Origin of the sequence: Escherichia sp. AM3, assembly GCF_032029835.1 — a bacterium.
In the GTDB taxonomy this organism is placed as follows: Bacteria; Pseudomonadota; Gammaproteobacteria; order Enterobacterales; family Enterobacteriaceae; genus Escherichia; species Escherichia coli.
This window is the reverse complement of sequence record NZ_JAVUPQ010001356.1, coordinates 1-231: the sequence shown is the minus strand read 5'-3', so window position 1 is coordinate 231 and position 231 is coordinate 1. Positions and strand designations below refer to the sequence as shown.

At 41.1% G+C, this 231-nt stretch carries 1 pseudogene; it reads right to left on the bottom strand.

Annotated elements, in window-relative coordinates:
- Positions 1-231: pseudogene (locus RTW80_RS31035) on the bottom strand (hypothetical protein); the annotation flags it as partial.

Below are 231 nucleotides of genomic sequence, written 5' to 3'. Positions count from 1 at the left end.
ATAGTCCTGGGCAACCATAAAAATCCTTTGCCTTCAGGAGATCGAGTACCTGTTCTTTAGTCAAATGACATGTGCGAATTAACAAAGGTAACGCGTTCAAAACAATTTTCAGCATGTCGGCATCACCATTCGCCATAACATGGTATAAAACATGGCTGGACGTTCTATTTTTGGCACTCAGGACTTTATACACTTGTGCGTTATCTAAATGATGTGTTGCGGCCAGTTTAG